The 23261-nt window shown below is 30.4% G+C and carries 14 protein-coding genes, 1 tRNA gene and 2 pseudogenes; 8 read left to right on the top strand and 9 right to left on the bottom strand.

Annotation, left to right across the window (positions count from 1 at the left end; translation table 11 throughout):
• Positions 1 to 234 precede the first annotated feature (234 nt).
• The 4 genes and pseudogenes from MR76_RS01130 to MR76_RS01145 all read right to left on the bottom strand — a co-directional run bounded on the left by MR76_RS01130 (position 235) and on the right by MR76_RS01145 (position 5994).
• Positions 235 to 1308 (bottom strand): hypothetical protein, encoded by a 1074-nt coding sequence (locus MR76_RS01130; RefSeq protein WP_024071864.1) that lies wholly within the window; start codon positions 1306 to 1308, stop codon positions 235 to 237.
• A 290-nt stretch (positions 1309 to 1598) separates the two neighbouring features.
• Positions 1599 to 2375: pseudogene (locus MR76_RS01135) on the bottom strand (ATP-dependent helicase); the annotation flags it as partial.
• A 360-nt stretch (positions 2376 to 2735) separates the two neighbouring features.
• Positions 2736 to 3782 (bottom strand): hypothetical protein, encoded by a 1047-nt coding sequence (locus MR76_RS01140; protein ID WP_024071866.1) that lies wholly within the window; start codon positions 3780 to 3782, stop codon positions 2736 to 2738.
• A 292-nt stretch (positions 3783 to 4074) separates the two neighbouring features.
• Positions 4075 to 5994: an ATP-dependent helicase gene (locus tag MR76_RS01145; protein ID WP_024071867.1), complete on the bottom strand. Its 1920-nt coding sequence runs from the start codon at positions 5992 to 5994 to the stop codon at positions 4075 to 4077.
• A gap of 456 nt (positions 5995 to 6450) precedes the next feature.
• Between MR76_RS01145 and gyrA the strand changes: the two are divergent.
• From gyrA to htpG, 4 genes and pseudogenes are all read left to right on the top strand, one after another.
• A pseudogene (gyrA, locus tag MR76_RS01150) lies at positions 6451 to 9146 on the top strand (DNA topoisomerase (ATP-hydrolyzing) subunit A).
• A 17-nt stretch (positions 9147 to 9163) separates the two neighbouring features.
• The gene (nth, locus tag MR76_RS01155) at positions 9164 to 9796 is read left to right on the top strand and encodes an endonuclease III (RefSeq protein ID WP_024071868.1); all 633 of its coding nucleotides are present in this window, start codon (positions 9164 to 9166) and stop codon (positions 9794 to 9796) included.
• A gap of 234 nt (positions 9797 to 10030) precedes the next feature.
• Positions 10031 to 10633, top strand: coding sequence for a hypothetical protein (locus MR76_RS01160; RefSeq protein ID WP_024071869.1), 603 nt, complete (start codon positions 10031 to 10033; stop codon positions 10631 to 10633).
• A 70-nt stretch (positions 10634 to 10703) separates the two neighbouring features.
• Positions 10704 to 12617, top strand: coding sequence for a molecular chaperone HtpG (gene htpG, locus MR76_RS01165; RefSeq protein ID WP_024071870.1), 1914 nt, complete (start codon positions 10704 to 10706; stop codon positions 12615 to 12617).
• 756 nt (positions 12618 to 13373) lie between these two features.
• Here the strand turns inward: htpG and purB are convergent.
• A complete protein-coding gene (gene purB / locus MR76_RS01170; protein ID WP_024071871.1) occupies positions 13374 to 14672 on the bottom strand; it encodes an adenylosuccinate lyase in 1299 nt (432 codons plus the stop codon).
• 293 nt (positions 14673 to 14965) lie between these two features.
• Between purB and MR76_RS01175 the strand changes: the two genes are divergently transcribed.
• Positions 14966 to 15038 (top strand) — tRNA-Gly (locus tag MR76_RS01175).
• A 414-nt stretch (positions 15039 to 15452) separates the two neighbouring features.
• Here the strand turns inward: MR76_RS01175 and cpg1 are convergent.
• The 4 genes from cpg1 to MR76_RS01195 all read right to left on the bottom strand — a co-directional run bounded on the left by cpg1 (position 15453) and on the right by MR76_RS01195 (position 20594).
• Entirely contained in the window at positions 15453 to 17657 is a 2205-nt protein-coding gene (gene cpg1 / locus MR76_RS01180) for a Cpg1 family polymorphic protein (protein WP_024071872.1), read from the bottom strand.
• Between the two features lie 650 nt (positions 17658 to 18307).
• Complete coding sequence (locus MR76_RS01185) at positions 18308 to 19066, bottom strand: biotin--[acetyl-CoA-carboxylase] ligase (RefSeq protein ID WP_024071873.1); 759 nt, start codon at positions 19064 to 19066, stop codon at positions 18308 to 18310.
• A 195-nt stretch (positions 19067 to 19261) separates the two neighbouring features.
• Positions 19262 to 19939, bottom strand: a complete 678-nt coding sequence (locus MR76_RS01190) for a glutathione S-transferase family protein (RefSeq protein WP_081712319.1) — start codon at positions 19937 to 19939, stop codon at positions 19262 to 19264.
• A gap of 223 nt (positions 19940 to 20162) precedes the next feature.
• Positions 20163 to 20594 (bottom strand): protein-disulfide reductase DsbD domain-containing protein, encoded by a 432-nt coding sequence (locus MR76_RS01195; RefSeq protein ID WP_235111294.1) that lies wholly within the window; start codon positions 20592 to 20594, stop codon positions 20163 to 20165.
• A 396-nt stretch (positions 20595 to 20990) separates the two neighbouring features.
• Between MR76_RS01195 and MR76_RS01200 the strand changes: the two genes are divergently transcribed.
• From MR76_RS01200 to recR, 3 genes are all read left to right on the top strand, one after another.
• Positions 20991 to 22013, top strand: a complete 1023-nt coding sequence (locus tag MR76_RS01200) for an ABC transporter ATP-binding protein (protein ID WP_024071876.1) — start codon at positions 20991 to 20993, stop codon at positions 22011 to 22013.
• Between the two features lie 25 nt (positions 22014 to 22038).
• Positions 22039 to 22209: a twin-arginine translocase TatA gene (gene tatA / locus MR76_RS01205; RefSeq protein ID WP_024071877.1), complete on the top strand. Its 171-nt coding sequence runs from the start codon at positions 22039 to 22041 to the stop codon at positions 22207 to 22209.
• 196 nt (positions 22210 to 22405) lie between these two features.
• Positions 22406 to 22993 (top strand): recombination mediator RecR, encoded by a 588-nt coding sequence (gene recR, locus MR76_RS01210; protein WP_024071878.1) that lies wholly within the window; start codon positions 22406 to 22408, stop codon positions 22991 to 22993.
• Positions 22994 to 23261 lie beyond the last annotated feature (268 nt).

The raw sequence follows: 23261 nt of genomic DNA on the forward strand, positions 1-23261 counted from the left end.
TTAAGTAATGTTTTTATATAAGTAAAACTTGTCAATAAAATGTATATTATTAAGCATGCATCATTGATGTTGAATATACTACAGTTTTGTGTTTACTATATTTATAGCTTATAGACCTCTTATAGTATTTAGACCTTACTATAAGGGGATATAGTCAATGGTTCATTTGTATATGGAATTTTAAGCAAGATAATGAGTATGTAAATACAGATCTCATAAGTATCAAACTTTTTATTACAAAGAGCGGGACTCAATCTTAGGGTTTTTTTGTGGCTGTACTTTTGGTTCGCATATTTTTGCAGAAACACTCAATGGCTGATTTTGTTGTTGTTGAGAATCTTTATTTGAATTGCCTGTGAGTTTGCGTTTATTCTCTGATGAGTGTGGGGGAGTAAATGTGCTGCGAGTTTGGTATTGACTTTGCTGTTTTTGCTTATCCTTTTCTTTTTGATTTGCTATGTCAGGTATTGTTACTGGTATGCAGCTGTAATGTGGTAACTTACATTCTATTGTTAATGCATTACTTTTACGCATTATTTCATATGGTTTTATTTTCTGAAAAGGTATACCAGTAAACAATGATTGTATTCTGTGGAAGGCATTACTCAAGGGAACAAGCATATTTGCCATTCTGAGGCTAGCCATAGGAGGAAGTATCCTTGATGCTAAGTCTTGTGGTATTTCAAGTGATATTTTGGGGTTACTGTATGTTACTTTAGCGTCATTATCTGAACTCATATCAAAGTGTATTGTTGCACTGATGTTAGATATGGGGTTGCCAGTTTCAATGTCTCTAAGTATCAGTTGTTCTGTATGATGTATTGTTAAAATTGATTCTGATAAGGTTTCGATTTGAGTACCATACGTGTTCATAGTTGGAACAATCGTCCTATCAAGAGACATCCTGTCTTGCATATCTTGCGTAAGAATATTTAATATTCTTAGTGATGCCCCATATAAAGATGCTTGATTTAATAGTGTTACACATTCGTCTACAAGAGGTGGACTGATGTTTTGATTTGAGATCTTCTTAAATGTTGAAAAGATCATTTTATGTAAAATTTTACGATAGTCACAGTCTTCTGGTGGTTTGTACTTTCTGTTATAACTACTGATTAGAGCATTAAAACCAGTAGGCTGTCCATTTACCACTAGTGGACTTCTTGGAAAGTCTAACCAAGCTATCCTGCCGCTTTTACAGTCAGGATACTGTATATTTCTAGTATTGTGCAAGTCAAATTGTCTTAAAGCTCTAACAAATGATGGAATCCTAAGTCTCTGCCAGCTATTTCTGAGTTGAGTTAACATTTGGAGGCCTATGTAATGATGAAATGTATATAATAATATTATATAATTCTTTAATGATTAGTGAATTAGTATAACTTTTTAATTATATTACATCTATGAATATACATGCAATAATTATACATTGAAATATTTGTAATTATTCTTACCAATGTATATTATATGTTTATATAATTTGTATGCTGTTGAAATTTAATACAATACTGCTGATTATAGTAGTGTATGTTAATAATTAGGAGATAACTTGCTATTCTGTTGTGAGAATGTAAAACATGTATTGAAAATGGTATTATTTAATAATAGCTTGAAATGTTTTTTATGACTTGTACATGTTCTGCAGGTAATTCCTTGATAAATCTTGATATTTTCATTTGTTGGCGCCAGTTGTTGATGTCTCTTACTGCTACGCATGATATGAATAGTTGCTGACGTGCCCGTGTAATTCCAACATAAGCTAATCTTCTTTCTTCTTCCAATGCATCTCCTGTCCTATCTTGTAAAGATTTTTCATGTGGGAATACTCCTTCTTCCCATCCAGGTAAAAAAACTATGGGAAATTCTAATCCTTTTGCTGCATGCAGTGTCATGATATAGGTGTAGTTGTCATTGTAATTTGATGAATCTGTTTCTGTGACAAGACTGATGTGTTCTAAAAATTCGTTTACATCATTAAAACTTAATAGTGCAGAAAAAAGTTCTTTTATATTTTCTGCTCTTGCTAGGCCATTTTCACCTTCATTTTCTAACATATCTATGTATCCTGAATCATAGGCTATCATTTTAACAGTGTTTGATATTGAATCAGATGATAAAGATTCTTTCCAAGAGTTAATCTTATTTAGTAAATTAATTAAGGATCTAGATGCTTTATCAGGCAATAGATTATCCGAGATTAGGATTTTTGCTGCATTTAAAAAATAGGTATTATTTTGTTTGGCACATAGATATATTTTATTGAGTGTTGATGCTCCTATATGTCGTTTAGGTTTGTTAATTATTCTTTCAAAGGCGATATCATTATTAGGATTGACTGTGATTTTTAAGTAAGCAATGATATTATGGATTTCTTTGATAATATTATAGTTAATATGTCATTCATGTTTTTGTAGCCTGTGTTCGTTATAGCATAATTATTAAACAATTTAATCTTTTTTTGTAAATTTCTATAATATAGAATTATAATAATGTACATTTGCATGGTTAAGTAATGTTTTTATACAAGTAAAACTTGTTAATAAATGTTATATTATTAAGCTTAAACATACATCATTGATGGTTAAATATACTATAATTTTTACTATTTTATAGCTTATATAGATTTCTTATAGTATTTTAACCTTAGTATAAGAGCATATAGTGCATTTGTATATGGAATTTTAAGCAAGATAATGAGTATGTAAATACAGATCTCATAAGTATCAAACTTTTTATTACAAAGAGCGGGATTCAGTCTTAGGGTTTTTTTGTGGCTGTACTTTTGGTTTGCGTATTTCTTTGACATGTTGTTGAGGATCTTTATTTGAATTGCCTGTGGGTTTGCGTGTATTCTCTGATAAGTGTTGTGGGGGAGTAAATGTGCTGCGAGTTTGGTATTGACTTTGCTGATAGTTTTTTTGTGGATTCTCTGTTTTAGATGTCATTGCTACTGGTGAACATTTATAATCTGGTAAACTACATCCTATTGTCAATGTATCAGGGCCATGTATTATGTTATACGGTGCTACTTTCTGAAAAAGAGTACCAGTGCAAAATGACGATATTTTGCGGATGGCATTCTTAATAGGAACAAACATATTTGCCATTCTGAGGGGACATATACGAAGTATATTTAATGCTAAGTCTTGTGGTATTTCAAGTGATATTTTGGAGTTACTGTATGTTACTGTACCGTCATCATTTGAACTTATATTAAAGGATAGTAGTGTATTTACCCTAGATATGGAGCTGCCGTCGTTCGAATTTCTCAAGAACAATGATTCTCTGTGCGTTATTGCTAAATTTGATTCTGATATGATTTTAATTTCAGCCTCAGACGTCTCTATACTTGGAACAATATCATGATTAGCATGCATTCTGTCCTTTATATCTTCCCCAAGACACGTTGGTATTTCTATGAATGCTCCGAATAGACAGTTTTGGTTTAGTATCGTTACACATTCGTCTACAAGATCTTCACTGATTTTTATATTTGAGTGCTCATAAAATTTTGCACCAAGTATTTTATATAAAATTTTACGATACTCATTGTCTCTCGGTGTTCCATTATTTGTTGTATGGGCATCAATTACCTGAAAAAACTTAGCATAATTCCCGTTTACTTTTACCGTATTTCTTCGAAGGTCTTTCCAAGTTTGTTCACCACTTATGGATTTATCATACTTTATATCTCTAAAATGACTTACGTTAGAGCTCCCTAGAAGCTTCACAAATGATGGAATACTAAGTTTCTGCCAGCTATTTCTGAGTTGAGTTAACATTTGGAGGCCTATGTAATGATGAAATGTGGATAATAATATAATATATAATTCCTTAATGATTAGTGAATTAGTATAACTTTTTAATTATATTACATCTATGAATATACATGCAATAATTATATATTGAAATATTTGTAATTATTCTTACCAATGTATATTATATGTTTATATAATTTGTATGCTGTTGAAATTTAATACAATACTGCTGATTATAGTAGTGTATGTTAATAATTAGGAGATAACTTGCTATTCTGTTGTGAGAATGTAAAACATGTATTGAAAATGGTATTATTTAATAATAGCTTGAAATGTTTTTTATGACTTGTACATGTTCTGCAGGTAATTCCTTGATAAATCTTGATATTTTCATTTGTTGGCGCCAGTTGTTGATGTCTCTTACTGCTACGCATGATATGAATAGTTGCTGACGTGCCCGTGTAATTCCAACATAAGCTAATCTTCTTTCTTCTTCCAATGCATCTCCTGTCCTATCTTGTAAAGATTTTTCATGTGGGAATACTCCTTCTTCCCATCCAGGTAAAAAAACTATGGGAAATTCTAATCCTTTTGCTGCATGCAGTGTCATGATATAGGTGTAGTTGTCATTGTAATTTGATGAATCTGTTTCTGTGACAAGACTGATGTGTTCTAAAAATTCGTTTACATCATTAAAACTTAATAGTGCAGAAAAAAGTTCTTTTATATTTTCTGCTCTTGCTAGGCCATTTTCACCTTCATTTTCTAACATATCTATGTATCCTGAATCATAGGCTATCATTTTAACAGTGTTTGATATTGAATCAGATGATAAAGATTCTTTCCAAGAGTTAATCTTATTTAGTAAATTAATTAAGGATCTAGATGCTTTATCAGGCAATAGATTATCCGAGATTAGGATTTTTGCTGCATTTAAAAAATAGGTATTATTTTGTTTGGCACATAGATATATTTTATTGAGTGTTGATGCTCCTATATGTCGTTTAGGTTTGTTAATTATTCTTTCAAAGGCGATATCATTATTAGGATTGACTGTGATTTTTAAGTAAGCAATGATATCACGGATTTCTTGCCTATCATAGAATCTTGTACCACCGATTATTTTATATGGTATACTATACTTAATAAAGTATTCTTCAAATATTCTTGTTTGAAATCCTGCTCTTACTAAAACAGCTGTTTCATTGAATTGATAATCATGTAAATTTTTGATATATTCACATATGTACTGTGCTTCTGCTTTACTATCCCAAAATTTCATCAAATTGACTTTTTGCCCCTTCTCATTTCTTGTCCATAACTTTTTTCCTAATCTTGATTTATTGTTATTTATTATTGCTGTGGCAACATCTAGAATATGAGATGTTGATCTATAGTTGCACTCTAGTCGCACAATTTTTGCATTTGGAAAATCGTCAGAAAATTTTAAAATATTTCCTACTTCTGCTCCACGCCAACTGTATATTGATTGGTCATCATCTCCAACACAGCATAAGTTTTTATATTTTTGAGCTAATAATCTTAACCATAAATATTGGATTGTATTTATATCTTGATATTCATCGACCATTATATATTTAAATTGTTCTTGGTAATGGGATAAGATATTATGTTGTTTGGAAAATATTTGAATGTTGTATAGTAGTAGATCTCCAAAATCGACACAATTTAAGAATTTTAATCTCTCTTGATAGATGTGATATGTGCTTAGTGCTACTGTATTAATAGGTTTATATAACTCTGTTTCGGTTATGTTACTTGGCATTAGCCCTCTGTCTTTCCATCTTTGTATTTTGTTTAAGATGATTTTATGAGCGTCTGATGCATATTCTGGATGCATGTCATTGACAATATTTTTTATTACTTGTAATTGGTCATCTGTGTTAATGATTGTAAAATCATTTTTTAATCCAACTGTTTCAGCATGTTGTCTTAAGATTTTTGCTGCTATTGCATGAAAAGTTCCTAACCAGATGTTATATGCAGGAGTTAACTCACTAATTCTAGCAAGCATTTCATTTGCTGCTTTATTAGTAAATGTTACTGCTAAAATTTGGCTAGGTAATGCAAAATTATTATTAATGATATATGCTATTCTTGAAGTTACAGTTCTAGTTTTTCCTGTACCTGCTCCAGCTAGTATTAAAATAGGACCATTTATATTAATAACAGCTTGCTTTTGGTCTTCATTAAGTGAAGTTATGTAATCTTCCATAATGCAATAAATTCATCATTATCTGGGGTATATTATATTTTTTTTCTTATGCAGTCAAAGTAAGATCTTAATATTATTATATTTGAAGAACAATTTGCTAATGTAATAATATAACGCAACAGTGGTGTATTGAAGTCTATTTACTAAAAAAATACTAATGATGGAAATTTGATGTTTTTAGTAGAGATTACATGTTTTAATTGTGGTATGTGTGTTTTCCTAGATTAATTAATATTTTTATTATATAACTCTAGTTTGAACTAATAAGTTGTCTTGTCTACATTTAAATTTCAATTTTAGGTGGTGGACCAAGGTTATTGTGCGAAACGAATGTTTGGTGTGTTATTAGAATAGCAATACTGGTTATTTGTTTTATAAACAATTACTTGACCTTGATATGCTTGAGAATTAAGATGTAAAATGTGTTTGTTTTTAGGGTTAGTTAATAAATATTAGATGAGTGATGTCAATAATATCATACCAGTTTCTATAGAACAAGAATTAGAGGATTCTTATCTATCTTATGCGATGAGCGTTATAGTTAGTCGGGCAATTCCTGATATACGGGATGGATTAAAGCCTGTTCATAGAAGAATCTTATATTCTATGTATAAATCTGGTTATGATTATGGTAAGCCGTATAAAAAAGCAGCACGTGTTGTTGGTGATGTGATGGGGAAGTATCATCCTCATGCAGATGCAGCAATTTATGATTCATTAGTGAGAATGGCTCAAGACTTCTCATTATTATTGCCGTTGATTGATAGCCAAGGTAATTTTGGGTCGATAGATGGTGACCCTCCAGCTTCTATGCGTTATACAGAAGCTAGATTAGCAAAAGCTGCACACTTTTTATTGAATGATATAGATGAGGATACTGTAGATTTTGGGCCTAATTATGATGAAAATGAAGTAGAACCTGTAGTGTTACCAGCAGAATTTCCTAATATATTGGTCAATGGGGCTGGTGGGGTTGCTGTTGGTATGTCAACTAATATTCCTTCTCATAATTTAGGAGAAGTAGTAGATGCTTGTATAGCTTATATAGATAATCCTGAGATTACTTTTGATGAGTTAATTAATATAGTTCATGGTCCTGATTTCCCTACTGGTGGTACTATTTTAGGAGATGCTGGTATACGTTCTGCGTTTATGACGGGGAAGGGAACAATTATTGTTCAAGGTAAGACTCATCTGGAAGACTTACCATCTGGCAAACAAGCAATAATTATTGATGAAATCCCATATCAGGTGAATAAGGCAAAGCTTATTGAGCGTATCCATGAATTAGTAAAAGAAAAAAAATAGAAGGAATATTAGATTTAAGAGATGAATCTAATAAAATGGGGATACGAGTTGCAATTGAATTAAAAAAGCAGGTATCTCATCAGGTTATTTTAAATCAGATCTTAGGCTTAACTCCATTGAGAACGAGTTTTAGTATTAATACGCTCGTATTAGATAATAATAAGCCGAAAGTAATGTCTTTATTGGAGATTATATCGACATTTGTTGAGTATAGGAAGGAGGTTTTAACACGTCGTACCCAGTTTAGGTTAAGGAAAGTTCGAGAAAAAGCTCATTTACATATAGGCATGTACATTGCTGTATTAAACATTGATAAGGTTATTGCTATTATTAGATCATCTCGTGATACAGCAGAAGCTGCTAAGAAGTTACTTGAGTGTAAATGGGATGCTTTAGCATCTGTGAGAGAGATGATAGAACTTGTTGCTGATAGTAAAAGTATTGTGGTTGATAATGTATGTCAGTTGACTGGTGTACAGGTAAAATCAATTTTGGAAATGAAGTTACAACGTCTCACAAATTTAGAGAAAGAGAAGTTAGAACTTGACTTAAAGTCAATGGTATCATTGATTAGACAATATACTGAACTGCTTAAAAATAAAGAATCATTACTTGAACTGATTAAAGATGGGTTGAAGGAAGTCAAGGCAAAATTAGCTGTCCCTAGAAGGACTGCTATAGATTATTCACATTTTGAGACCGATATCGAAGATCTTATCCCAAAAGAAGATATGGTAGTCACAGTAACTATGAGTGGTTATATTAAACGGGCTAAGCTTTCAAATTATCGTGCTCAAAAAAGGGGTGGAAAAGGAAGAATAGGACAAGCTATTAAGGAAGAAGATGTCATCACTAATCTCTTTGTAGTTAATACTCATACTAGTGTACTATTCTTTTCTAATATTGGTAGAGTATACAAGTTAAAAGTTTATAAACTTCCGTTAGGTGAACCTACGTCACGTGGAAGGTCACTGGTAAATATTTTTCCGCTTAGTGAAAATGAGTCAATAACTAGTGTAATGCCTTTGCCTGATAATGTAGAAGATACGGAAGCATTAAATATTGTTTTTGCAACTGCATCAGGGAATTTAAGACGTAATGCACTTTCAGATTTTCAATATGTACCTAGTAACGGTAAAATAGCTATGGTGCTTGATGAAGGAGATGCTTTAATATCTGTAAAAGTGTGTAAAGAAGAAGATCATGTTTTGTTGTCTACAAGGTTAGGAAAAAGTATTAGGTTTTCTGTAAGTAATGTTCGTCAGTTTAAGGGTAGGATGTCTGATGGGGTAAGAGCTATTAAGCTGTCTTCAGAGGATAATGTAATTTCCATGTCGATATTGTTAGCTATGGATATAGCTTCTGAAAAGAAAGATACATATCTCAGAGTTCCTTTAGGAAAGCGCATGGCTGTTAAAGAAGAATGTTTTGTGAATGCAGGTTTAGCTAAGGTATTAGATGATCTTGGGCTGGAACAAGATATCTTCATGACTATGGTACAAAATGAGCAATTTATTTTGACAGTAACTGAGAATGGTTTTGGAAAAAGGACTTCTGCATATGAATATCGTACTACTTTAAGAGGTGGAGTAGGTGTTGTCAGTATCTTGACAACTACAAGAAATGGTAACGTAGTAGCTAGTTTTCCTGTAGAGTCTAATGATCATATAATGTTAATTACAGATAAGGGCAAGTTAATTCGTATTGCTGTGAGTGATATTAGAATTATTGGTAGGAGCACTCAAGGTGTTACTTTATTTAAAACTGAGAAACGTGAAAAAGTTGTTTCAGTGGCCAAGATAATTGATGCTAAAGATAGTTCTGATATTGATGACAATGTGTAAATTGTATATGCAGATTAATGGATCAGGAGAAAATAAATTTACTCTTTACTAAGTTTAAAGAGTATAATCCTTACCCGAAGATAGAATTAAGATATACTAACGATTTTACTTTGTTAGTAGCAATAGTATTATCCGCACGTACTACTGATGTTAGTGTAAATAAAATTACAAATAAACTGTTTGAAATTGCTGATAGTCCGGGAAAAATGTTAAACCTTGGGGAAAAAGGTCTAAAAAGTTATATAAATACAATAGGATTATATAATTCTAAATCTAGAAATATTATTGCACTGAGTGAAATTATTATAAATCAATATAATAGTAACGTGCCTTTAGATTTTGATACTCTTATTGCATTGCCAGGTGTGGGAAGAAAGAGTGCAAATGTTTTTTTAAACACATGGTTAAATTTACCAACCGTTGCTGTTGACACTCATGTATTTAGAGTAAGTAATAGGATAGGGTTAGTTAAGGAAGATAATGTGTTAAAAACAGAGAGTGCATTGTTAAGTATAATACCAAAAAAATGGTTATTATATGCACATCACTGGTTAGTGTTGCATGGTAGATATATATGTAAGTCAAGGAAGCCATTATGTAGTCAATGTATTGTTCAAGATTTATGTGAATATAAAAATAAGAGTCTGTGAATTTCAATGAAATGTGGTGCTCGATATTATAAATATATCATTGATTATTGTGTAGATGTTATATAATCTGTTCAGGGTTTATATAAGTATGAAAGATTGTATATATTAGGTAAATTTGTATTTATGTAAGATATGTCTATTATCTTAGTACTTGTGATTCCTTCCTAAAATGCATTGACTATATACATTTATTTTTTTACATTGATATCATCTTGTTAATTGGTTGGACAGTTTATGGAGTTAAATATAGTTAATGCTATTCCAAAATTGAAATGGATATGTTGTGTTTTGGTTGTTTTTTTAATAGTGTTTGTGGGAATGGTTTCATGGGTAAATAGTCGTCATGACAAGATATCGGAACACATGGGTGATATGATGTATGATGCTTTAATAGGTGAAATTAGTGATGATGATGTGATGAAGATATTAAATGATGTCGCTAAAGTTGATGGTTCTAGCTATCAGTATTTGGCTAAGTTTAAGTTGGCAGGTATGTGTGGTGAGGATCAAGTAGAAAAAGCACAATTAATATATGCTGATTTGGCTGCTGATAAAAGGCTCATTCCTGAGTTAAGAGAATTAGCAGAATATTTAGAAATTATAACATTGCTTAAAGGGGAAAATTTGGATTTGTTAAAAAGTAAGATTCAGAAATTTGTATCTAACAAGTCTGAAGTTTACAAATCGTCTATTAAAGAGGCAATAGCAGTATCTATGCTTAAAAATAATGATGTCAGTGGTGCTATTGAAGTAATAAAAGAAATAGTTGGTGATGTAAATTCTGAGTCTATGGTATATAAGCATGCTATGGATTTACTGCAAATTTATGAAAATTAGTGATTTGAGAACTTGAAAATTGTTATTGGAGTTATTACTTATTTATTGATGTTAGTTTTAGAGGGTTAATATGCAAGATGTTATAAATTCTGAAAAATTAAAGTTTGATGCTGAAGTGGGGAAAGTATTGAAACTTGTTATACACTCTCTTTATACTAATAAAGATATTTTTTTAAGAGAATTAGTTTCTAATGCATCAGATGCATGTGATAAGTTACGTTATGAATCTTTATCTAACCAAGATTTAATAGATCAAGATTCTGATTTTAAAATAGTCATCAGTGTGGACCAAGATAAAAATAGATTATATATATCTGATAATGGTATTGGAATGAATAGACAAGACCTAATAGATAATTTAGGTACTATAGCACATTCTGGTACGCAGAGATTTTTAGAAGCAATGAACAGTGAAGCTTCTTCTTCTCAAGGTGTTGTTGAATTAATTGGTAAATTTGGTGTAGGTTTTTATTCTGCATTTATGGTAGCCAATGAGGTTATAGTTGAATCTCGTAAAGCTGGAGAATCTATAGGATATCAGTGGAGATCTTCTGGGGATGGAGAGTTTACTATTGCGCAACTAGAAGGTGATCAAGTTCCTCGTGGAACTCGAATTACTTTAGTATTAAAACCTGAAGAATCTGAGTTTGTTGATAAATTTCGCATAGAGCATATTATTACTACATATTCTTATCATATTAACTATCCAGTTTATTTCTTAAATGATAAGGGAGAGGAAGAAAAGTTAAATAGTGATGCTGCTATTTGGACAAAATCGAAAGATGAGATATCTGCGGAGGAGCATCAGAATTTTTTCCGTACCGTAGCTCATGTTGGTGGTGAACCTTGGATGATATTGCATAATAAAAATGAAGGAGTAATAGAGTATACTAATTTATTGTATATACCATCTATTAAACCATTTGATTTATTCCATCCTGATAGAAAATGTTCAGTAAAATTGTACGTTAACAAGGTATTTATTACTGAAGATAATGTACAAATCATACCTCAATATTTAAGATTCTTAAAAGGTATAATAGATTCTTCAGATTTACCTTTAAATATTAGTCGTGAGACTCTACAGAATAATAAAATTATTGAAAAGATTAAACAATCTATAGTAAAGAGAGTATTGTCTGAACTTAAGAAAAAAGCTGAGAATGATATTAATGATTATAAAAAGTTTTGGGAAAATTTTGGTTCAGTGTTGAAGGAAGGATTGTGTGAGTCAATGAACACAGAGTTCCGTGAGGAGTTAATATCAGCATGTCGTTTTTATAGTACACACAGTGATGATTTATTAATTAGCCTGGAAGATTATATTGAGAGAATGAAAACAGGACAGAATAATATTTATTATTTAACTGGTAATGATTTAGATTCTATAAAAAAGAGTCCACAATTAGAAGGGTTTATAAGTCGTGGCATAGAAGTTATATTATTAGTTGATCCTGTAGATGATTTTTGGACAAATGTAGTCACTGATTATCAAAAGGTGCCATTAAAGTCAGTTATACGTGCAGATGAAGATTTAGAAAAGCTTGCTAATCTTGATAAAAATGAAGAAGTCAAAGAAAATGAAGATGAAAGTGCTGACTCTAAAGAAAAAGTAGATACATTTGTTAAATATGCTGTTCAGGTACTTGGTAAATTAGTCAGTGGTGTTAGAGTTTCGAAAAAATTGACAAATAGCCCAGTATGTTTAGCTGTGGCAGATGGTTCTATGGATATTAGAATGGAGAGATTTTTAAGAGAACAGAAGCAATTGAATTATAAAAGCACAAAGATTTTAGAAATTAATCCTAAGCATCCTATTATTAGTAAGATGATAGATGAGCATGCTAATGCTGGAGAAAATGTGATATTAGATGATATGTTACACTTGTTATTAAATCAAGCATGTATTCTTGAAGGGGAAGAGCTAGAAGATGTTAGTGGTTTTGCTGAGAGAATGAATAATGTGTTGGCTAAGATTTATTAGTGTATCCGAGTGAAGATTAGTCTACATGCTGTAGAAGATAGTATGAGGAGCATGTTATACGTGTTAATAACTTAAACGTGTGTTCCTAAGACTAAGCAATATTTTAACTGAGACTTATTAATATCATAATTTTTAAGATGATAAATAAATATGCAGTAGTAAGTAAATGTTTTTGTAGAAACTGTGTTACACTTGTTGTTGAGTTTAATGTTGATTTTGTGGATAGAGAAAAGATCCATTAATATTGGCAATTTACTGAGAAATGGTGGAAAACAGGGTATTTTAGTCAGTATTTATAGTAAATCATGTGAGGAGGTTTGAACAGAGTAACAAATAGGTTTTTTCTTTATAATTACTTAATTTTTTGTGTTATAGCTTTTAGTTGTATAAAAATCACTTGCAATACACTGCAGAAATGTATAGAATCAGGCATGTGTGTAGTTAAACTAGTAGTTATACCTAAAGTTGGATGGAGGCCCTGCTTTACTTTGTAAGATAAAGTGTGTGTTACCTAATGGTTATGCATTGATAGTAAGGCAGGACCGTATTTATTAATCTTTTAAATTAATAATAACAGCATTGTAATCAGAAAATAATAAACAGTCAATAATAATTATTTATTATTTTAATATAAAATTATGTTATTAATATTTTATTTAATAAATATCTTATATTTTTAATATTAATACTTAAAAGCTAATGATTTATTAATCCTATATATTAATCAATATTAAATTTTGATCTTAGATTAGTTACTTATTCTTTAAAAACTTTTTCAAATATTTCCTCTGTATGTTGTGTATAGTAATCAAAATTAAATAAGGATTCTAGACTTTGGCTATCTATGCACTTTAATATTTGTGGATCTTTTTTTAGTTCATCTAGAAAGTGACTATTGTTATTCCATGTTTCTAATGCTTTTTCTTGAATTATTTTGTAAGCTATTTCTCTTTTTAACCCATGTTTGACTAGTTCAAGAAGTACTCTCTGAGAAAACACTAAACCTTTTGATTGTATTAAATTCTTATCCATATTGTTAGGATGTATAACCATGTTGTCGAGCAAATTTGCTAATCTTACTAATGCAAAATCTGTGACAATACAAGCATCTGGTGCAATACATCTTTCGACAGAGGAATGTGATATATCCCTTTCATGCCATAAAGCAACATTTTCGAGGGCAGGAGTTACGTAACTGCGTATCATTCTGGCAAGACCTGTTAAATTTTCACTTAATATAGGATTTTTCTTGTGAGGCATTGCAGAGCTTCCTTTTTGTCCAGTTGAAAAATATTCTGTGACTTCTAACGTTTCAGTTTTTTGAAGATGACGAATTTCTATTGCTATATTCTCTATAGAAGATGCAATAACTCCTAGAGTCGCAAAAAACATAGCATGGCGATCTCTTGGTATCACTTGTGAAGATATAGATTCTGGTTTAAGATTTAAAGAATTTGCTACGTGATTTTCAACAAATGGGTCAATATTAGCAAAATTACCCATAGCTCCAGAGATCTTACATATTGATATTTCATCTTGAGCCATTTTTAGTCTTTTGTAATTTCGCTTAAATTCTGCATAGAATCTTGCCAGTTTTAAGCCAAATGTTATTGGTTCTGCATGTACGCCGTGACTACGTCCTATACATAATATATGTTTTGTTTCTATTGATTTTTGCTTTAAGATATTTAATATAGCTTCTATATTATTTAATAATAAATCGCAAGATTGCTTTAATTGTACAGATAGACATGTATCTAATACATCAGAACTTGTCATACCATAGTGTAAATATCTTATATCTGAGTTTGTAGATTCTGCTACATATGTTAAAAACGCTATTACATCGTGTTTTACCACTGATTCGATTTCATTTATACGATTGATATCAAAATCTTCTATTTTGTTTTTTAAGTTATCAAGTATATAGTTAGGTATCACACCTAATTTTACTTGTGCTTCACATGCATAATACTCTATATCCATCCATATTTTGAATTTATTATTGTCTTCCCAAATTGATAACATTTCAGGTCTACTATAACGTTTTATCATTTATTTATCTCCGAGGTTTCAAGTAATATTTTTATTATAAGTGTTTGGACATCATTGTAATAGCTATAAATATCCAACAACATTTGAAATGTGATAATGATGGTATGTTATACAATTTTGACTTTTAATGCATTATTTTCTTTATGATTTTATTTTGATACTTGAACTTTCTTGTCATTATAAGTTTTAAGCTTTATAGTTTTTATTGAATACGTTATAGAAAAATTGTATAATCCTATTGCATTGTAACAGTTATTGTTTGAGCATTTAAAGCTCCAAGGTGTAACTTGAGTGCGGGAGTAGCTCAGTTGGTAGAGTGCTACCTTGCCAAGGTAGAGGTCGAGGGTTCGAACCCCTTCTCCCGCTCCGCTTCTGTGATAAGAAAGTTGCTTTGTATCGTTAATTATGTTCTTAAGATTCTAGGTTTTTTATATTCACAATGATGGAACTTGGTTATTGCTATCATTGATTAGTGTGATTTATAAAGGGTTATTTTGTTTTGCATAGTTATAGATTTTTAAAAGTAGAATTTATTGATGAATTATATACATAAGGGTAATCATTATTAAATTTATTAACATATTGACAGATTTTAGAAGTTCGTAAAAACCCTGAATCCTGATTTAGTACTTTATAACTTCACTTAGTTTTTTTACTTATAACCAATACCTTTTTATTGTATTGATAGAAAAAATCTGGAAAATTTGTATGAGGAGTCTAAATTGTTAGCTTAGTTTCCTGCTACATTTTACTCAGGGTTTCTACATTAAACCACCTTTTTTATTGTCTTGACATAGAAGAACTTGAACGACTCACTGAAGAGACATTAAGCGTTGAACTTGGTAGCAAGCTATTATTTATATCATCTTCTTCATCGTCAATTTCTATAATGCTGCACTCAGTAGTATTCCTTCTATAAGACGTTAATTGTGCTGCTGTGGTATCATCAGTATATACTTCTGCCATTATAATATGTTGTTGTTCTCTAAAAGGAAGTGGCAATGCCATATCTTCAATACATCCTGTATCTACTGCTATTGCTCTTTCTTGGTTTGCACCATCCTGACCTTGCTCTTCATCTCTTTCTAGGATTTCACTGATAGTTATGTTGTTTCTTAATTGTTGGAATCTACTTTCAATTGTTGGGGAAAGTAATGCTAAACTTGTTATATTATGTTCCATAGCATTTCTTACTATATCTTCAATTATAACTAATTGCTGTTCTATGGCACCGGCTTCAGATAAAATACGAGATGATACTGCATCAGCATTTACAGTTAACATTACATCAACTGCAGTTAATAAACTCACATAACGTAGTCTATCACCCAACTGATCAAAGCATGGTAGTATGACAGGTGAACTTGCTGTTCTTAGCATGTTTACGAGTATAAACTTTTTGAACCTATGATTGTAACATATAGTATGTCTGTTTGCTAATACTGGTATAAATACTGACGCAAGTCTTGTTCCTTTTAAAGCTGCTGAAAGGGGTAGGTATGGAAATCCGAAAGCTGCATCTAAGTATTCAAGTGCTGTTGCTAGCATAGCACTAGAGTACATAAATGTGTTACTTAGTTGAATACTGTAGCCTTGATTGCGGTAGCAATTCCTATTAAGACAGTTATAAATATTTTGTATTTTTAATGGTTCTTCAAGTGGTGCAGATGGTGTAAATAGTCTAAAAACGGTCCATTTAAAAAATGCATCTTTATATGCAGAATCTATGCAGTCAACAGGTTGTACAATAACATTAGCAAACCAACGGAACATTAATACACTTGTCAAAGCTGCATTATTTCTTTGTTCTTCTGGTGTAGGTGAATATTTGTTCAATGCCTTGAGAATGAACTTTCTCTTACGTTGACTCAGAATCATATTTGGTAATGTAAGAAATAGCTGTATTGTAGACATTGCAGTTGTCAGATAACCAGGAATTCCGTTTAGAATACCTTCATGTTCTGGGAAGTATTCAGAAGGGTGTCTAGGTGCATAAATTACTGTGCTATTGTTATGATAGTTTATATCAGGTCTATAGTTGCGAGTATGATTAAAAGTGATATTATGACCTAAAGCCGATACTGCATTTTGTGTATCTTGTTCTGCTCTGTCACTAGCATATCCAGAATATACACGTGTTATGAAGACTGCTGCTATAGCAGTAACATATGCATATGAAACAGTGTCACTAACATGTTTATTAAAATAATTAGTTATTGATAAGAGTTTACTTTGGTATGGATGTTGACGAGCAAAGTCGTCATCGATTTTACGTATAGTACTTTCTCTAGTAGTATGTGTTATGGCTGTTATATGTAATAAAGTGGCAGTTTTTGCTTCTATCTCAACCTGTATCTTATGATCTTGATTAGGAATTACTCTGTTGACAATTGCATGTGCTATACCTCTTATGAGTAATGCATGAAAAGTAAGTGCCTGTACTGTCTCAAGTACCTGTTGTGCTTCTTTAAGTAGGATGTCTTTATTACTTGTATTTAAGATACTATCTATAAATTCTTCATAACATGCAATATCTGCTGGATTGAAACTATTCTCTAATCCTTCAGCAACTGTGTTTAATGTATTTTCAATGGAAGATAAATTGTGTGATGATATATTACTGTCTGCTAATTTATTGGAGATGTGTTTTGTTAGCCTTGGGAGAAGAGCATATAAGAATAATATACCACTACTATGACATTGCTCTTTAAGATCTTCGCTTAGGCATAATACTAGTTGTGTAAAATCTTGAAAACTTGCTGAACTTAGAATTAGATCAGAAGTAAGTTCTTCAGTTACAATGACACATTTTTCATGTGCGGTATTTTTACTACCAAAAAATAAGGAATTTATATGATAAGAAATATAACTTAGTGGTTTTGATATAAAACTTGTTCTTTTAACAACTTGATTATTTTTTATGTGTTGTTGTACTCTATTGTAAAGTTTTAGCTGATTGTTATTAAGCTCTGGTTTTCCTGGCATATTTTTATCTCCATGTTAATTGAGAATATTTTCTAATAACTGCATATGTATTATAGTAGGGTATGCAATTATTTAGTTACAAGAGTATAAGATTAGGTGCCTATACTTTTAAAGTAGGTATTTTAATTATTTAAATAACAAGATAGTGAAAAAAGTATACAATATTTACACACACTAAAACACCTGCCTGACAGATGGATAAAACTCATGACGTTATTACATATCTTTAAAGTAACCAATTTATAAAAATACCTAAGGCTCGCACTTAAATACTAAACCGTCACGCTAACATACTTTAGATACTAAATGTAACATATTAATTCTATATTGAATATATTATTTAGTCAATGATGTTTTTATTTTTTTGATGTACTTGATTATGCATTTTTGTTATTAGTGGAAGGATATATTAATTTATGATGTATCCTTTCATATTGTGTTTCATTATTATAGTTAATGTACTTTATTGGGTATTAAATAAATATTTTCTATAATATGTACGTAAGTAAAATTACTTAAGTGTTCATATTACTTGGTATATTATAACTTTATATTAAGCATAATTAGCCTGGTATTTTTTGTGTTATTAAATGTGTATTGCATATATGTCTTACTGATAATGATATAGCCATATTCAAGTTGTACTTGCCTTATGTGATATTAAATATTTCTCCTGAAGTAATACATATTGTTTTATCGTCTTGTTTCATAATCATATTACCTTTTATATCTATTGTAATAAATTGTCCTGTATAGGTATGGTTGTGGCTTTTAACAGTGATATGGCTATTTAAGTGGCATGTTTGTTTAAGCCATAAATCTCTTATGTTTGTAAACCCGTAGTGAATATAATGCTCTCTAAAATTGTTAAAGTTATTTATTACTTTTTCTAGTAATTCTAGATTAGATAAGGTGAAATTATGACTGTGTTGATTGATTGTTGTTGCATATGCTGGAGCTTTGTACATATTAATGCCTATGCCAACTACTATCCATTTTTGTAATGTATTATTTGATGTTCTGCTTTCTAATAGTATGCCTGATATTTTTTTATTATTTACTAGTATATCATTGGGCCATTTATATTGCACTTTTGATATTATGTTGTCGTTATTTTTTAGTATTTCTTCAAGTGTTTTTCCGACAGATAATGCTGCAATAAATGATAAAGGGAATACTTCTACAAATCTTGTTATGATAACACTGAAATATAAATTACCTTTAGGAGAATGCCATATACGTTCATACCTTCCTCGTCCTTTAATTTGTTCGTCAGATATAATTATAGTACCGTCCTCAGCTCCACATTCTGCAAGCTTGATTGCTTCATAGTTTGTACTATACAAAATCTTATGATGTTCTAGAGTATATCCATTTGGCAGGTTTATATTAGATGGATTTGGTTTCATGTTAATAAAATTCTGTGATATTTGTGAAATATATAATTAACAGTATTGTATATAATAGATTTTATTTCGTAAATTATGAAAAAAATCTTTTAAAATTGAGGTTGTACGAAATATATAATATAATTGTATGGGTTTATAATGCCTATAACGACTAATGTGCCTAACTTGTTGGACTAAGGTTGATATACAGCATGATTAGAAATCTAGTTTATTATAATGTACAGGAGGTATTATACCCGTTACTTTGTCGTTTAATATATCACTAAATGATGGTTTTGATTTTATTATAGAATACCATTCTTTTAATATAGCTGTTGAATGCCATGGAAAGATATTCATATAATCTAGCACTGATATATGTGCAGCTAATGTTATATCTGCCAAAGTAAATTCATTGCATGCAACCCAACTATTGGTATTAAGTAGTCGTTCTATGTATCTGATATGAGGCAGCAAATTTTGTCTTGCTGCTTGAATAAATCTGGAATCTGGACTTGCATTTTTTATATAATATTTTGATATTTTTTCGTTTATTATATACCTTGTAATTTCATGATAAAATTTATAGTCAATCCAATATATTAATTTACGTACTACTGATCTTACATGTAGTGAATTTCCAAGTAAAGATACGCTATCATATAATTCTTCAATATATTCACAGATTGCTTGACTATCTGCAATTACATGCTGTCCACTGATTAATACAGGGACCTGACATACAGGGTTGATCTTTATAAATCCTTCGCGCTTTTTCCAAGGGTTTTCCTCTATTTGATGAAAGTTAAACTTTTTTTCTTTAAGAAAGATACGTACTTTTCTGGAAAAAGGGCAAAGTGGAAAATGATATAATGTATCCATACTGAATTTCATGTATACAAATACTTTAACTTATAGCAGACTTAATAGTCTCATGCAATGTAATATTTAGACCTATTTTATAGGATTACAGATGGGTAATTTTTTCATATACACTGTGTTTTGTTGTGCTGTATAAAAGTTGAGTTTGATTTAATAGTTATTGCCATGTTTGTTAGTGATGTAACTTTGTATATTTCATATTATTTGCATGTTTGATCTGTGATTATTAACAAGGTTATTTGGTTTTCCAGAAATTAATTAACTGAATAGTTTCCTGATTTTTATAATCTTGTAAAAGCCGATCTAATATAATTACCTTTTCTTGAGGAATACATACATCTTTGCATACTGCATATCTAATGCGCAAAGTTACTTGTAATTCTTTTTGTTTGTTATCTTTAAGTACTAATGATATGGGAAATACTACAAGATCTTTGTAGATGTTACTATGAAATGTATTGTTGCTTACAATGTCTGTGTGCTGTAATGGTTGAGGCCAATGTACATGTATGTTCTTGAAGATATTTTCTTGCCATTGAAAAACTGTTGGTAAACCAAGATCTCCGGGCATTTTGTAATAAATATGCCAACCATCCTGTATTGTCACTTTAACAGCTGCTTCAATCTTTTTAGTTTTCATATCTACTGACCCTATAGTTAGTTTCATACGGACTGGATTTGAAACGTTTGTAGAGTAACATTTTGTATTGATAAGCAATGTTAGTAAAATTATGAATATGAATCTAAACATGACGCTTCCTAAAACTATATGCAGAATAATTAAGTAGTTTTTACTATCTTATTCAGTATACATTTATATGGTATAAAATCATTAATTTTATTAGTTCATAATTCCTTGATATTAAGTAATTATAAGTACCAAAGGGATTTTATTTAGTAAAAGATTAGATATAATACCTGTGTATTACTTGCATAGAAAATAAAAAAAGGTTAATATCTAACTGAAGCACTTGATGTTTATTTTATGGTATGTGCTTGGTTTGCATGGTTTACAGTCACATAGTTTTTCTTATATGGCATTAAACTTGTTAAAGGTCTATTGATGGTAGGTTTGCAGTTAGAAAATGTCTCTTATAAATATAAAAAAGGTCAATTTTTACTACATAATGTTAGTATAAGTTGTAAACAAGGGGAAGTAATTTGTCTTCTTGGTCCTTCTGGGTGTGGTAAATCTACAGTATTGAAGCTAATTGCTGGATTGGAGAATTTGCATTGTGGCTCTATATATATAAATGGTAAAGTTGTAGTTAATAGTAATTTTTGTATGCCAACTGAAGAACGTAATGTTGGCTTAATATTTCAACATCCTTCGCTATTCCCACATCAAACTATTATTGACAATGTAATGTTTGCTATTAAAAACTTGTCTAAGATACAGAAGGTTAATGTTGCATTAGATATATTACAATCTATTAATATGATAGCATATAAAGACATGTATCCTGATATGCTTTCTGGAGGGCAACAGCAGTTAATTACAATTGCTCGGGCAATTGCTCAAAAACCAGAAGTTATATTATTAGATGAACCATTTTCTAGTCTTGATACGGCATTGCGGGTTAATATTAGAAGACATGTTTTATCATTATTGAAAGCTAGAAAGATTACGGTATTACTTGTTACTCATGATCCAGAAGAAGCATTGGAAGTTGCAGATATAATATATGTTATGCGTGATGGATATATAATTCAGCATGGTACTCCGTATGAAATATATTATAATCCTAAAGATCATATGTTGGCACAATTTTTTGGTGAGATTAATCATTTTGTTTGTACAGTAAAGGATTCTTATATAGAATTACCAATAGGGAAAATACCAGCACAGTCTTTTTCTAATGGTGAAGAAATAGTAGTTTGTATAAGGCCTGAGGCAATAATTCCTCATCCAGATAAAGGAATAAAAGCTGTAGTAAAGCAGATAAAGTTTTTTAATAATATGATCTGTGTCTGTGTAGATGATTGTTTGTGTTGGATGAGGTTTGCTAACATAGTTTTACCACAAGTTGGTGATACTATATTTATCTTGCTTGACTTAAATAAAATTTTATTATTTAAGATATAGTTTTATATTTTATAGGAGTTTCATTATGACTTTAGGTCCATGGCAAATTTTTTTAATTTTAATAATAATTTTAGTACTATTTGGTGCAGGCAAGTTACCAGATGTTATGAGTGACTTAGGTAAAGGTATTCGTAATTTGAAACAAGAGTTAAAAGACAATAAACTTGCGTCAACAGAAGATGAGCCAAATCGTTAGCTAGGTTTGTAAATTTTTTTGTGTTATACATTAGATGTTTTCTAAATATAGTTTGTTCCGTAAATTTTATATCCTTTAACTCTATGTAGGTGATAGTTTTTTTATTACTAGATAAATGAATCTTTAATTATAAATATACAAAGTTAGCTGATATCATATGCATGTTATTTAGCTTATCAATTATTAAGGATGTGTCATGGATATTAATAAGTTAATTAGTATGTTTGCAAAGCTTCCTAATTTTGGGCCATCTTCTTCTAGAAGAATTGTACTTTATTTACTTCGTAACAAAGAAGAAGTGATGTTACCTTTAGCTTCAGGAATTCAGGATTTAGCATTTCAGACTAAGGAATGTCCCATATGTTTTAATATAGATATTAAAGCGCCGTGTAGTATCTGTGCTGATGTTATGCGTGATCGTCAATTATTATGTATAGTGGAAGAGTTAGGGGATTTGTGGGCATTTGAAAAAGGAAAAATATATCAAGGTGTATACCATGTATTAGGAGGAACTTTATCTGCAATTTATGGAATAGGACCTGATCAATTGAATTTAAATAGTATTGTAGAGAGAATAAAAAAGTTTGATATAAAAGAAGTGATTATAGGTATAGGCAACACCATGGATGGTCAGGTAACTACTCATTATATAACTCAAATGATTAAGGAATTAGGGATTAAGGTAACTAGATTAGCTTGTGGTATACCTATGGGTGGAGAGATAGATTATTTGGATGAAGGAACTTTAAGTGCAGCTTTGTCTTCTCGGTATATTATATCTTGATTATGTGAATAAAGAATATCTGCGAAGTTTTTTATCAGGAAAATTTTATAGGTTTTTTATATATTGCTTATATTTAATTTGTTACTGAAAGATTAGGTGGGTTTAAGTGTGAGAATTTTTAGAATTCTGTATCTTGCGCTTTACATAAGAAAAAGAGAACGCAAATCTTATATATTACAATGTCTAGTAGAATATAAGTATACCTTGTTAGATCAAGATTATTATATATCCTTATAGTATATTCTGTATGAAGGTACTTGTTATTGAA

It is taken from the genome of Ehrlichia muris AS145, from assembly GCF_000508225.1.
GTDB classification, from domain to species: Bacteria; Pseudomonadota; Alphaproteobacteria; order Rickettsiales; family Anaplasmataceae; genus Ehrlichia; species Ehrlichia muris.

Coding starts and splice junctions, on each gene's coding strand:
- MR76_RS01130 (WP_024071864.1), bottom strand. CDS start 1,308: ATGTTAACTCAACTCAGAAATAGCTGGCAGAGACTTAGGATTCCATCA.
- MR76_RS01140 (WP_024071866.1), bottom strand. CDS start 3,782: ATGTTAACTCAACTCAGAAATAGCTGGCAGAAACTTAGTATTCCATCA.
- MR76_RS01145 (WP_024071867.1), bottom strand. CDS start 5,994: ATGGAAGATTACATAACTTCACTTAATGAAGACCAAAAGCAAGCTGTT.
- nth (WP_024071868.1), top strand. CDS start 9,164: ATGGATCAGGAGAAAATAAATTTACTCTTTACTAAGTTTAAAGAGTAT.
- MR76_RS01160 (WP_024071869.1), top strand. CDS start 10,031: ATGGAGTTAAATATAGTTAATGCTATTCCAAAATTGAAATGGATATGT.
- htpG (WP_024071870.1), top strand. CDS start 10,704: ATGCAAGATGTTATAAATTCTGAAAAATTAAAGTTTGATGCTGAAGTG.
- purB (WP_024071871.1), bottom strand. CDS start 14,672: ATGATAAAACGTTATAGTAGACCTGAAATGTTATCAATTTGGGAAGAC.
- cpg1 (WP_024071872.1), bottom strand. CDS start 17,657: ATGCCAGGAAAACCAGAGCTTAATAACAATCAGCTAAAACTTTACAAT.
- MR76_RS01185 (WP_024071873.1), bottom strand. CDS start 19,066: ATGAAACCAAATCCATCTAATATAAACCTGCCAAATGGATATACTCTA.
- MR76_RS01190 (WP_081712319.1), bottom strand. CDS start 19,939: ATGAAATTCAGTATGGATACATTATATCATTTTCCACTTTGCCCTTTT.
- MR76_RS01195 (WP_235111294.1), bottom strand. CDS start 20,594: ATGAAACTAACTATAGGGTCAGTAGATATGAAAACTAAAAAGATTGAA.
- MR76_RS01200 (WP_024071876.1), top strand. CDS start 20,991: ATGGTAGGTTTGCAGTTAGAAAATGTCTCTTATAAATATAAAAAAGGT.
- tatA (WP_024071877.1), top strand. CDS start 22,039: ATGACTTTAGGTCCATGGCAAATTTTTTTAATTTTAATAATAATTTTA.
- recR (WP_024071878.1), top strand. CDS start 22,406: ATGGATATTAATAAGTTAATTAGTATGTTTGCAAAGCTTCCTAATTTT.